The organism is Burkholderia sp. BCC0419, assembly GCF_902830285.1.
Classification (GTDB): Bacteria; Pseudomonadota; Gammaproteobacteria; order Burkholderiales; family Burkholderiaceae; genus Burkholderia.
The window spans coordinates 33781-45552 of record NZ_CADESR010000010.1 but is presented as its reverse complement, the minus strand read 5'-3'; the positions used below and the strand labels follow the sequence as shown (position 1 = coordinate 45552).

Here is an 11772-nt window from a genome sequence, read left to right as displayed (position 1 = left end):
TATCGTATCGATACAATATATCATTTCATCCTCAACGTCCTGTTCCGGAATCGCCCGATGAGCCCCGCCCTTCATCCGTCCCCGCGGCTTCCCGTGACCGTCCTGTCCGGCTTTCTCGGCGCCGGCAAGACGACGCTGCTCAACCACATCCTCAACAATCGCGAGGGCCGGCGCGTCGCGGTCATCGTCAACGACATGTCCGAGGTCAACATCGATGCGGCGCTCGTGCGCGACGGCGGCGCGGGGCTGTCGCGCACCGACGAGAAGCTGGTCGAGATGAGCAACGGCTGCATCTGCTGCACACTGCGCGAGGACTTGCTGATCGAGGTCGACCGGCTCGCGCGCGAAGGGCGCTTCGATCAGCTCGTGATCGAATCGACCGGCATCTCGGAGCCGCTGCCGGTGGCCGAGACGTTCACGTTCGAAGGCGAGGACGGCCGCAGCCTCGGCGAAGTCGCGCGGCTCGACACGATGGTGACGGTGGTCGACGCGTTCAATTTCCTGCGCGACTACGCGTCGCGCGACAGCCTGCAATCGCGCGGCGAATCGATGGGCGACGAGGACGCACGCACGGTCGTCGATCTGCTGATCGACCAGATCGAGTTCTGCGACGTGCTCGTGATCAACAAGATCGACCTGATCGACGGCAGCGCGCGCGAGCGGCTGGTCGCGCTGCTGCGCGGCCTGAACCCGCGTGCGCGGATCGAGATCGCCGAATTCGGCAAGGTGCCGCTCGAGCGCGTGCTCGACACCGGCCTGTTCGACTTCGATGAGGCGTCGCGCGCGCCGGGCTGGCTGCAGGAGCTGCGCGGCACGCACACGCCGGAGACCGACGAATACGGGATCCGCAGCTTCGTCTATCGCGCGCGTCGGCCGTTCCATCCGCGGCGTTTCTTCGATCTCGTCGAAAGCGAATGGCCGGGCGTCGTCCGCTCGAAGGGGTTCTTCTGGCTGGCCACGCATCCGACCGTCGCCGGTTCGTGGTCGCAGGCCGGCGCGGTTGCACGGCACGGGCCGGCCGGCCACTGGTGGGCGGCCGTGCCGCCCGAGCGCTGGCCGCAGGACGCGGACGCCGTCGCGCAGATCCGCGCACGCTGGGACGAGCACGTCGGCGATGCACGGCAGGAACTCGTGCTGATCGGCATGGACATGGACGAGCCGGCACTGCGCGCGCGCTTCGACGCGTGTCTGCTGACCGATGCCGAGATGGCGACCGGCCCCGAACACTGGACCACGTGGGACAACCCGTTTCGCGACTGGCCCTGACCTGAACGCGCGCTGCCTGCATCGATCCGGATGGAGCAGGCGCTCCACCGGATTTCAAGCATGAATGCAGCGCTTCCCGATATTTCCCTGACCGATGCCGCGCCGGGCCACCGCCCGCTCGAATGGGTCGGCATGCAGGGCATCGACCTGCCCGTCGTCGTGGCGGAGTCCGGTTGCCGGCGCGACGTGCATGCGCGTGCCGACATCCAGGTCGATCTGCCTGCGCCGCGGGTGAAAGGTATCCACATGTCGCGGCTGTACGGGCTGCTCGACTGGCTGGCCGATGGCGAAGCGCTGTCGCCGGCCGGCTTGCAGCGCATGCTGCGCGCGATGGTCGACAGCCACCGTGACTGCGATACGCGCAGCGCACGCGTGCGGCTGCGCTTCGACCTGCTGGCCCGCCGCACCGCGCTCGTGACCGAGGGGCTGGCCGGCTGGAAGGCCTATCCGGTGCGGATCGACGCGACGCTGGCCGGCGACGCGTTCGCGCTGCGCGCGCAGGCGACGGTCGTTTATTCGTCGACGTGCCCGTGCTCGGCCGCGCTGTCGCGGCACTGGGTCGAACAGGCGTTCCTGACGGCGTTCGGCCGCGAGGATCGCGTGGAGCCGGCGGCGGTCGCCGCCTGGCTGAACCGGCATGCGACGGCCGCCACGCCGCACAGTCAGCGCAGCGAAGCCGTCGTCAGCGTGGCGCTGCCCGCCGATGGCGCGACGCTGGGGCTGATCGACCTGATCGATCGCGTCGAGCGTGCGCTCGGCACGCCGGTGCAGACGGCGGTCAAGCGTGCGGACGAGCAGGCGTTCGCGGTGCTGAACGGCGGGAACCTGATGTTCGTCGAGGATGCCGCGCGCCGCGTGCAGGCCGCGCTGGAAGGTCATCATGCGAGCCCGCGCGTGCGCGTGCGCCATCTCGAAAGCCTGCATCCGCACGATGCGGTGGCGTGGGCCGCACCGGTGCGCGAAGGGGCCGACGCATGCTGATCCGCAAGCTGTTCCGGTTCGAGAATGCACACGTTGTGCGCGGCTGCAGCACGCGACGCTGCTCGCATTCGATCCACGGCCATTCGTACCGTGTCGAGCTGCTGCTCGAAGCGCATGCGCTGGATCACGGGCAGATGATCTACGACTTCGGATTGCTCAAGGGCGACGTGCGCGACCTGATCGATGCATTCGACCATGCGGTGACGCTGTGGTCGGACGACGATCCGTGCTACGTCGAAAGCATGCGCCGGCATTCGGAGCGCTGGGTGCGGCTGCCGGTTTCGCCGAGCGCCGAGCAGTTCTCGCGTGTGTTCTTTCGCCTCGTCGACGCGGCGCTGTGCTGTACGCGCATGTCGAACGGCGAAGCCGACGTGCGGCTGCATTCGGTGATCGTTCACGAGACCGAGACAGGCTACGCGCAGTGCTTCCGCGACGACGCATTCAACCCGCGCATGGGCCGCATCGAGCTCGACGCGATCGTGTTCGCGCCGGCCATCGTCGCGCAGTGGCGCGACCCGGGCCTGTTCGAGCGGCTCAAGCGCGGCCATGTCCTTTCCCGGCAGGCATCCTCATGATCAGAAAGAACCCGCGCGGCGACCTGCCGCAGATTCATCCGAACGCGTTCGTCGACCCGACCGCCATCCTGTGCGGGCGCGTGATCGTCGAGGAGAACGTGTTCATCGGCCCGTACGCGGTGATCCGCGCCGACGAAACGGATGCGGACGGCCGGATCGCGCCGATCGTGATCGGTGCGCATTCGAACATCCAGGACGGCGTCGTGATCCATTCGAAATCGGGCGCGAGCGTGACGATCGGCCGGCACACGTCGATCGCGCATCGCGCGATCGTCCACGGGCCGTGCAAGGTCGGCGACGGCGTGTTCGTCGGGTTCAACAGCGTGCTGTTCAACTGCACGATCGACGACGGCTGCGTGGTGCGCTACAACGCGGTCGTCGACGGCTGCCACCTGCCGCCGGGCTTCTACGTGCGCTCGACCGAACGCATCGGGCCGGAAACCGACCTCGCCGCGTTGCCGCAGGTGACGGCCGATGCGAGCGATTTCTCCGAGGACGTCGCGCGGACGAACAATGCGCTGGTGCTCGGTTACAAGCACATCCAGAACGAGTTCTGAGTCGTGGGCGAGCCGATGCGACGCGAAGGGGCCGACCGGCCGGAACGACGCCACGTCGATCTGCTGGTGCACGGCGGCACGGTGATGACGCCCAACGGCGCCGAGCGGATCGACGTCGCGTGCACGGATGGCCGCGTCGTTGCGCTGGGCGCGTTGCACGGTACGTGGAGCGCCGACGTACTGCTCGATGCGCGCGGATTGCACGTGCTGCCGGGCGTGGTCGACAGCCAGGTGCATTTCCGCGAACCGGGGCTCACGCACAAGGAGACCATCGAGGCCGGCACGCGCGGCGCGGTGCTCGGCGGCGTCACGACGATCTTCGAGATGCCCAATACGCATCCGCTGACGCTGGGCGAGCAGGATCTGCAGGCGAAGCGGGATCTTGCATACGGCCGTGCGTGGTGCGACTACGCGTTCTACGTCGGCGGCTCGGCCGTGAATGCCGAACGGCTGCCGGTGCTCGAGCGGTTGCCCGGCTGCGCAGGGGTGAAGGTCTTCATGGGCAGTTCGTTCGGCGATCTGCTGGCCGACGACGAAACCGTGTTGCGCCGGATCCTGCGCAACGGGCGCCGGCGCATGGCCGTGCATGCGGAGGACGAAGCGCGGCTGCGCGAACGCAAGGCGATCGCGGAAGCGAGCGGCGACGTGCGCGATCATTCGCGCTGGCGCGACGCGGAAAGCGCATTGATTGCGACGCGGCGCATCGTCGGGCTGGCCGTGGAAGCGGGGCGCCGGCTGCATGTGCTGCACGTGTCCACGGCGGATGAAATGGCGTTTCTCGCGCGGCACCGGCGGCGCGTGACGGTCGAAGTCACGCCGCATCACCTGAGCCTGCACGCGCCGGATTGCTACGAGCGGCTCGGCACGTTCGCGCAGATGAATCCGCCCGTGCGCGAACGGCATCATCGGGACGCGCTGTGGCAGGCCGTCCGCGACGGCGTGGTCGACGTGATCGGCAGCGATCATGCGCCGCATACGCGCGACGAAAAGCGCCGCCCGTATCCGCAGTCGCCGAGCGGGATGACCGGCGTGCAGACGCTGCTGCCGCTGATGCTCGACCACGTGCATGCCGGCCGCCTGAGCCTGGAGCGGCTGGTCGACCTGACCAGCGCCGGGCCGGTGTGCATTTTCGGCATCGAAGGGAAGGGACGCATTGCGGTGGGCTACGACGCCGATTTCAGCATCGTCGACCTGCGCGCGCGGCGGATCATCCGCGACGAATGGATCGCGAGCGTGAGCGGCTGGACGCCGTACGACGGATGCGCGGTCACGGGGTGGCCGGTGCATACGGTCGTGCGCGGGCAGGTTGCCGTGCGCGACGGCGAGTTAAGCGGGCAGCCGGCGGGGCGGCCCGTCGCGTTTCTGGATGTGGCGGCTTGATTCGAACGGTGTGCGGCCCGGCGCAGCGTCCGCTCAGTAGGCCGCATCCCGCACGAGCGCGTAGGCCTTTCCCGACGGTGCCTGGACGATCGACATGCCATCGGCGATCGGCCCGTCGTTTTTGCTGACCGCCGGCTGACCGCGCGCAGGCGTGAAGACCCAGGCGCCGGGATACTTCTCGCGGAGCCCGCGCAACGCGGAGGAGACCGCGGTTCCGACGGGGTAGTGGATGTCGCCGACGTCGACCGCGCGTACCAGCGTGGCGGACGTGAACGCGACGATACGATGCTGTCGGTCGAGGCGCAGCCTCGCGCCGTGCAGCGCCAGCCCCGCCAGTTGAAATACGCTACCTTGGGCAACATCGATACGCCAATAGTCGTTGTCGCGCAGGCCGTCGCCATAGGTGGTCGTGTCGCGGATCAAATCCGACCCGGCCGGAACGACGGAGTCGGCTACCCGATTGCCGTTGGCCAGACGGCACCACCACAGCGACTTGGTTCGGGCGTCTTTGCGCAAGACGATCTCCATCGGTTGGCCGGCATCGCACTCCCACCCGTCGAGCGAGCGGGGGCCGGTGACGGTCAGCCCCAGCGCAGTGAGTCTGACGGGGGCCTGGTCGTTCCACGGCGCTTCGTCGTCGAATTCCGACCGGACCTCCACTGCCATGGCGGGAATGCCATAGACATCGACTTCGTGCGGAAACGTGGCTGCGTCGAGCGAATTCATGTCACCGCCGGTCGCGAGCGACAGTTGGGTGCCGGGCGGCATGTCGATGCCCATCAGCCGGGTGGTCTTTTCCAGCGTGGGATGCTCCGCGGCGTCTTTCCTTTGTGCCGCCAGGTCGATCTTCAGATAGGCAATGGCCAATATGACAAAGAAACTGCTCATCCAGCAGAGCACGCCGAGCAGGACGGACTTGCGTATCCAGCGCGCGCCAAACGATCGCCGGGCATGGGGAGACAACGCCAGCGTGCCGGCCCAAAGCAGCACGGCGACGGTCGCCAGAAACGAAATGCCGAGCGTGACGAAGAAGGCGCCGGAGAAAATCGGGGCAGGGATCATGGGGTAGGCGAACGCCCGAGCGTCATCATTGCTGGAATCGCCCCGACAGGTCGGAGCAGGTCGGTATCGTCAAGTGACGTTGCCGCCGCGTGAGTGGCCCGGATGGCGGACGGTATTGCGGAACCTTGTACGAACGGGCGTCATTGTAGTGTTCAAACGCAATGGTCCGACGAAAGCGGCGCGCGGCCCTAGATCGGCAGCCGCACCGTCTGCTTGATGCGCTTCAGCGGAATCTCGGTTTCGACGTTGCGTACGCCTTCGATCTGCGTGAGCGTTTCCATCTGAAAGCGCTGATAGTCGTCGAGATCCTTCGCGATCACGCGCAGCAGATAGTCGTAGCTGCCGGCCATCAGATGGCATTCGAGCACTTCGGGCGCCTGCTCCATCTCGCGTGCGAAGCGTTCGACCGTCGTCTTGTCCTGGCGCTCCAGCGTGACGCGCACGAATGCCGTGAAACGCAGCTCGACGGCCGCCGGGTTCAGCAACGCGACGTAGGCGTCGATCACGCCCTGTTCCTCGAGCAGGTGAACGCGGCGCAGGCACGGCGTGGGCGACAGTCCGGCCTGTTGCGCGATGTCGGCGTTCGTCTGGTTCGAATTCTGCTGCAACGCACGCAGAATGCGTCGATCGATCGCATCCAGTTTGATTGGCATTTTTGGCTACCGGTGAAATATATATTGGAGAATAACTCCAAATGGAACGACAAAAGTAGCCGAGTTTGCACCCAATCTCCACGTGAACTTGCCGATAATCTGACGACTGCGCGGCCCCAAGCGGGCGATCCCCGTCCGCCGCGGCGCCCGCTTTCAGGAGATTCCCGATGTCGCACGTCGCCTGGTTGCCGTTCATGGCCACCTCCCTTCTGATCATTCTGACGCCGGGCCAGGACATGGTTCTGGTGATGTCGCGCACGCTGTCCGGCGGCACGCGCGCGGGCCTCGTGACCGCCGCGGGCGTCAGCGTCGGGCTGCTCGTCCATACGATGCTCGCGACGCTCGGGCTGGGCGCCCTTCTTCAGGCATCCGAATGGCTGTTCACCGCGCTGAAGGTGATCGGCGCGCTGTACCTGCTGTACCTCGGCATCGCGCTGTTGCGTTCGTCGGGCGAATTGACGCTCGCCGGCAGCGGCGCTGCACCGGCATCGCGGTTCCGGACGTTCGCGCAAGGCGCGCTGTCCAACGTGTCGAATCCGAAGGTCGCGCTTTTCTATCTGGCGTTCCTGCCGCAATTCGTTCCTGCGGGCGCCCCGCATCCGATGCTGTCGCTGTTCGTGCTCGGCGCGACGTTTGCCGGGCTGACGTTTCTCGTCAAGGGGCCGGTCGCGTTGTTCGCGGGCCTGCTGTCGGCATCGATCCGCCGCAACCCGCGCATCCTGACGCGCATGCATCGCGTCAGCGGGGTGGTCCTGCTGGCGCTGGGCGTGAAGCTGGCGCTCGAGCGCCGCTGATCGCGGCCGCGGCGCCGGCACGCCTTCCGGCGTTACTGCGCCGCCAACGCGTCCGCCAGTGCCCGCATCGCCTCCACCGTTTCCGGATTCGCCGGAAAGAACGCCTCGATCGCAAGTTCCGACAGCGTCACGTCGACAGGCGTGCCGAACACCGTCGTCGTACTGAAGAACGTCAGCTCGCCGGCCGTCGTGCGGAGCCGCAGCGGCACGGCGATATCCGCGAAATCGGTGCGCGCGTGCGTGTCGTCGGGCTGGCCGGCCGGCGCCGGATACGCGGCGAGCTCGTCGCGCAGCGCATGCAGCGTGCGGTCGCCGCTCGCATCGATCTGCCGCTGCAACCGATGCAGGATGTGCGCGCGCCACTCATGCCAGTTGACGATCTGCGATGCGAGACCGTCCGGATGCAGGCTCAGCCGCAGCACGTTGACGGGCGGCTGCAGCAGCGCCGGATCGGCCTGCGCGACCAGCGCGCCGAGCATCCGGTTCGCCGCGAGCAGCGTCCAGTGGCGGTCCACCGCGAGCGCCGGATAGGGCTCGTGCCCGCGCAGCACGGCTTCGACCGCATGACGCGCGGCATCCAGTTGCGGGTCCGAAAACGGCCGTTCGCGAAACAGCGGCGCGAAGCCGGCCGCGACGAGCAGCGCATTGCGTTCGCGCAACGGCACGTCGAGCCGTTCGGCGAGATGCAGCACCATCTCGCGGCTCGGCTGCGCGCGGCCCGATTCGACGAAGCTCAGGTGGCGCGCGGACACGTCCGCGTCGAGCGCGAGCGCCATCTGGCTCAGGCGCCGGCGTTGCCGCCACGTGCGCAGCAGCGGGCCGATGCCGGACGCGCGGCCGGCGGACGGAGGGAGCGATTGGAGGGCGGCGGTCGGGTTCATGGCGACGATGATAGGCAATCCTGCGCGTGCCGGGCATTACCTGTGAGGTAAGCATTCCGGAACGGCATACAGCGCCGGTTGCGCGTGCCGCTGCCCGTGGTTCGCATCCCACCCCCCCCATTTCGTCCCGGATGCTCCCCGACGCTGCGTTACCATACCCTCCGTGCCACCTGAGAGGCGGCGCCGGACCCGCGACGACAACGTATGGGCCGGTCGCCGCGCACATTCACGACAAGGCATTCCAGGGGAATCCAACAATGAAAAAACTTGCCGTCCGGCTCGCCTGCGTGGCGACGCTCGCACTCGCCGCCACCAGCGGCCACGCGCAGACCGAAGCTGCGCAGGTGGAAATGAGGGCCGCCGCCGCGGCCGCCAACGAAGCGGTCGTGAAGGGGCCGACCGACATCGACGTGAAACACGAAGCCGTGCTGAAGCTGAAGGCCGGCGAATCGTTCGTGCCGGCCGCCGAAGCCGGCCGCTACCTGCGCTCGATGGGCAACGCGATCGACGAATCGAAGCTGGTCGGCCTCGTGCTGCCCGACGATCCCGACGCCGACTGGATCTCGGTCGTGTCGTTCGAGCCGAGCGGCTACATCCGCGACGACGATGCGAAGGACTGGAAGCCCGACGAGCTGCTGAAAAACCTGCAGGCCGGCACCGAGGAAAACAACCCGGCGCGCAAGGAGCGCGGCCTGCCCGAAACCGAGGTGGTCGGCTGGGCGAAGGCGCCCGCCTACGACGCGGCCACGCACCGGCTCGTGTGGTCGGCGATCATCCGCGACAAGGGCGCGGCGCCGAATGCCGGGGGCGACGGCGTGAACTACCGGACGCTCGTGCTCGGCCGCGACGGCTACCTGTCGCTGACGATGGCGTCGACGCTCGCCGACCTGCCGAAGTACAAGCCATCGGCCGACGCGCTGCTGTCGAACATCCGCTTCAACGACGGCAAGCGCTACGCCGATTTCAACAAGTCGACCGACCACGTCGCCGAGTACGGGCTCGCGGCGCTGATCGTCGGCGTCGGCGCGAAGAAGCTCGGCCTGCTCGCGCTGATCGGCGCGTTCGCGGTGAAGTTCTTCAAGATCGGCGCGCTCGCGCTGCTGGCCGGCGGCGCGGCGCTCAAGCGCTTCTTCGGGCGCAAGCCGAAGGCGGCCGCGGTGCCGGCCGTCGCCGATGCATCCGACGCCGCCGCCACGGAGCGCAAGGAATGACGAAGCTGCTGCTGCTGATCTTCGGCGGCCTGAAGCTCGGCAAGGTGCTCTTGTCGGCCGGCACGATGCTCGCGTCGATCGCGGTCTATGCCGTGTTCTACGGCTGGCGCTTCGCGGCCGGTTTCGTCGCGCTGCTGCTGGTGCACGAAGCCGGCCACTACGTCGCCGCGCAACGGCGCGGGCTCGACGTCGGCCTGCCGACCTTCATCCCGTTCGTCGGCGCGTGGATCCAGTTGAAGGAAATGCCGCACGATGCGGAAACGGAGGCGTACGTCGGGCTCGCCGGACCGTTCGTCGGCACGCTCGGCGCGCTGGCCTGCTACGCGGCCGCGCGCCACTACGACAGCAACCTGCTGCTCGCGCTGTCGTACACGGGTTTCTTCCTGAACTTGTTCAACATGATTCCGCTGTCGCCGTTCGACGGCGGGCGGATCACCGCGGTGCTGTCGCCGCGCATCTGGTTCGCGGGCGTGCCGGTGCTGATCGCGCTGTTCGTGTATCGGCCGAGCCCGCTGCTGATCGTGATGGCGATCCTCGCGCTGCCGCAGTTGAAGCGGGCATGGCGCTACGATCCCGACGCGCCGGAGAACCGCGTGTACTACGCGACGTCGATCGAGACGAAGACGGCGTACGCGCTCTGCTACGTCGGCCTGCTCGCGTTCCTCGCGCTGATGACGTCCGGCGTGCACGACATGCTGCGCGTCGTGCATTCGTCGACCTGACGTCGATCCGATGCAAAAAACGGCGGCCGCGTAAAAAGCGGCCACCGTTTTCAATGGTCGAACTTCACGCGTCGCGATGACGCAGTTCGACGCGCTTGATGTCCTTCACGATCACGAGATAGCTGAACACGGTGACGAGCGCGTTCAGCCCGACGAACACCAGTGCGCCGTTGAACGAGCCGCTCGCGCCGACCAGGTAGCCGATCGCGATCGGCGCGACGATGCCCGCTGTATTGCCGAACATGTTGAACAGGCTGCCCGACAGGCCGATCGCTTCCTTCGGCGCGGTATCCGCGACGACGGCCCAGCCGAGCGAGCCGATCCCCTTGCCGAAGAACGACACGGCCATCAGCATGATCACCAGCGCTTCGCTGTCGACGTAGTTGCAGCCGATGATGACCATCGACAGCAGCATCCCGCCGACGATCGGAATCTTGCGCGCGAGCGTCAGCGACACGCCGCGCCGGATCAGCATGTCCGACAGCATCCCGCCGAGCACGCCGCCGAGGAACCCGCAGATCGCCGGCAGCGACGTCATGAAGCCGGCCTTCAGCAGCGACATCCCGCGCGCCTGCACGAGATAGATCGGGAACCACGTGAGGAAGAAGTACGTCAGCACGTTCACGCAGTACTGGCCGAGGTACACGCCGAGCAGCATCCGGTTCGACAGTAGCTGGCGCACGTAGTACCAACCGGCCACGCGGCTGCCTTCGGAAGCGCCGCCGTTAGCGCGCGCGCCGGTCGGCCGGCCCGTCGACCGCACCAGGCCGCCGCCCTGTTCGATATGCTCGAGCTCCGCGCGGTTCACACGCGGATGGTCGACCGGATCCTTCATCACGCGCAGCCACAGGAATGCAAGTGCGATGCCGGCGAGACCGAGCCACAGATACACGTGGTGCCAGCCGTACGCATGCGTGAGCCACGCCATCAGCGGCGAGAACACCACCGCCGCGAAATACTGCGCGGCGTTGAAGATCGCCGACGCGGTGCCGCGCTCGGCGGTCGGGAACCAGCTCGCGACGACCTTCGCGTTCGCCGGGAACGCGGGCGCCTCCGCGATGCCGACCGCGAAGCGCATCGCGAACAGCGCGGCGACCGCGAACGCGGCGCTGCCGCCGAGGCCGATCGTGCTTTGCAGCAGCGTGAACGCCGACCACAGGAAGATGCTCGCCGCATACACGCGCCGCGCGCCGAAGCGGTCGAGCAGCCAGCCGCTCGGCAGTTGCGCGAGCACGTACGCCCAGCTGAACGCCGAGAAGATGTAGCCCATCGTCACCGGATCGATGCCGAACGCCTGGCGGATCGGCGTGCCGGTGATCGACAGCGTCGCGCGATCCGCATAGTTGAGTGTCGTGACGACGAACAGCATCGCCAGGATCCAGTAGCGCACGGCGGTTCGGCGCGCGGTGCGCGCGAGGTCGAGCGGAAGATCGCGGGGGGAGGTCTGATTGCTCACTTTAAATGTACGTCGTCGTATGACAAGGCGAAAGTTTATTGAGATTGTTCGAATTCAGAAACCTCGGGTTTTCCCTTTGGAGACCCGCGTCACAGTGTGGGAAAGTCGGGATTTTCTGGCCGGACAAGGTTTTCGCATGTATCGTCGACGCCCTCGCAGGCGGCGCAAATCACGCGATACCGTCGGCAGACATCGTATCTGTTGAGCTACAATGAGCAATCCATTCCCGAACCA

At 67.2% G+C, this 11772-nt stretch carries 12 protein-coding genes; 8 read left to right on the top strand and 4 right to left on the bottom strand.

The genetic code is table 11. From position 1 onward, the window contains the following. The first annotated feature begins 57 nt into the window (after positions 1–57). The 5 genes from zigA to HWW87_RS30960 are packed head-to-tail and all read left to right on the top strand — an operon-like array spanning position 58 to position 4759. Positions 58–1266 (top strand): zinc metallochaperone GTPase ZigA, encoded by a 1209-nt coding sequence (zigA, locus tag HWW87_RS30980; RefSeq protein ID WP_175823487.1) that lies wholly within the window; start codon positions 58–60, stop codon positions 1264–1266. A gap of 60 nt (positions 1267–1326) precedes the next feature. Further along, a complete protein-coding gene (folE2, locus tag HWW87_RS30975) occupies positions 1327–2247 on the top strand; it encodes a GTP cyclohydrolase FolE2 (RefSeq protein ID WP_244107369.1) in 921 nt (306 codons plus the stop codon). After that, the gene (locus HWW87_RS30970) at positions 2241–2822 is read left to right on the top strand and encodes a 6-carboxytetrahydropterin synthase (RefSeq protein WP_175823485.1); all 582 of its coding nucleotides are present in this window, start codon (positions 2241–2243) and stop codon (positions 2820–2822) included. Before folE2 ends, HWW87_RS30970 begins: the two co-directional genes overlap by 7 nt. Next, the gene (locus tag HWW87_RS30965) at positions 2819–3379 is read left to right on the top strand and encodes a carbonate dehydratase (protein WP_174433137.1); all 561 of its coding nucleotides are present in this window, start codon (positions 2819–2821) and stop codon (positions 3377–3379) included. Before HWW87_RS30970 ends, HWW87_RS30965 begins: the two co-directional genes overlap by 4 nt. Before the next feature lie 3 nt (positions 3380–3382). Then, the gene (locus HWW87_RS30960; protein ID WP_175823484.1) at positions 3383–4759 is read left to right on the top strand and encodes a dihydroorotase; all 1377 of its coding nucleotides are present in this window, start codon (positions 3383–3385) and stop codon (positions 4757–4759) included. Positions 4760–4792: 33 nt separating this feature from the next. Here HWW87_RS30960 and HWW87_RS30955 read toward each other — a convergent pair whose 3' ends face one another. Next, positions 4793–5821 carry a hypothetical protein gene (locus HWW87_RS30955; RefSeq protein WP_175823483.1) on the bottom strand — a complete coding sequence of 343 codons (1029 nt, stop codon included), beginning with the start codon at positions 5819–5821 and terminating at the stop codon, positions 4793–4795. 188 nt (positions 5822–6009) lie between these two features. Continuing rightward, on the bottom strand, positions 6010–6474 hold the full coding sequence (locus HWW87_RS30950; protein ID WP_006494255.1) for an Lrp/AsnC family transcriptional regulator: 465 nt from the start codon (positions 6472–6474) through the stop codon (positions 6010–6012). 167 nt (positions 6475–6641) lie between these two features. Here HWW87_RS30950 and HWW87_RS30945 point away from each other — a divergent pair, with 167 nt between their 5' ends. Then, on the top strand, positions 6642–7268 hold the full coding sequence (locus HWW87_RS30945; protein ID WP_175823482.1) for a LysE family translocator: 627 nt from the start codon (positions 6642–6644) through the stop codon (positions 7266–7268). Between the two features lie 32 nt (positions 7269–7300). Here HWW87_RS30945 and HWW87_RS30940 read toward each other — a convergent pair whose 3' ends face one another. Then, positions 7301–8149: a helix-turn-helix transcriptional regulator gene (locus HWW87_RS30940; RefSeq protein ID WP_175823481.1), complete on the bottom strand. Its 849-nt coding sequence runs from the start codon at positions 8147–8149 to the stop codon at positions 7301–7303. 257 nt (positions 8150–8406) lie between these two features. Here HWW87_RS30940 and HWW87_RS30935 point away from each other — a divergent pair, with 257 nt between their 5' ends. Both HWW87_RS30935 and HWW87_RS30930 read left to right on the top strand, forming a co-directional pair. Further along, positions 8407–9360, top strand: a complete 954-nt coding sequence (locus tag HWW87_RS30935; RefSeq protein ID WP_175823480.1) for a DUF2167 domain-containing protein — start codon at positions 8407–8409, stop codon at positions 9358–9360. Further along, positions 9357–10082, top strand: a complete 726-nt coding sequence (locus HWW87_RS30930; protein ID WP_175823479.1) for a site-2 protease family protein — start codon at positions 9357–9359, stop codon at positions 10080–10082. The genes HWW87_RS30935 and HWW87_RS30930 overlap by 4 nt, the downstream gene beginning before the upstream one ends. A gap of 64 nt (positions 10083–10146) precedes the next feature. Here HWW87_RS30930 and HWW87_RS30925 read toward each other — a convergent pair whose 3' ends face one another. Next, a complete protein-coding gene (locus HWW87_RS30925) occupies positions 10147–11538 on the bottom strand; it encodes an MFS transporter (protein ID WP_175823478.1) in 1392 nt (463 codons plus the stop codon). Positions 11539–11772: the final 234 nt, after the last annotated feature.